Annotated in this window: 1 protein-coding gene; it reads right to left on the bottom strand. The window is 70.6% G+C overall.

Going from position 1 to position 306, the window contains the following annotated elements; genetic code table 11:
• A partial coding sequence (locus tag U8525_RS34580; protein WP_374270989.1) for a condensation domain-containing protein occupies nt 1–306 on the bottom strand: 306 nt, incomplete at both ends.

Raw genomic sequence — 306 nt, 5'->3', positions numbered from 1 at the left:
TGGTGCCGGAGGAGAAGGCCGCGTAGAAGGCAGCCACCTCCCGCACGAGCACGCCCATGGACCAGCCGTCGGAGACGATGTGGTGCATCGTCACCAGCAGCAGGTGCGACTCGTCAGTCAGGCGCACCAGGGTGCTGCGCAGCAGCGGGCCCCTGGCGAGGTCGAACGGCCGCCGCGCTTCTTCGTCCGCCAGCCGCCGCGCCTCCTCCTCACGCAGCGCCTCCGGAGAGGCGGAGAGGTCCACGAGCGGCAGCGTCCACTCACCAGCGGCATGGACGGTCTGGAAGGGCTGGTCCTGGTGCTGGT

The organism is Corallococcus sp. RDP092CA (assembly GCF_041903675.1).
Lineage (GTDB): Bacteria > Myxococcota > Myxococcia > Myxococcales > Myxococcaceae > Corallococcus.
This window is presented reverse-complemented; position numbering and strand designations above follow the sequence as displayed.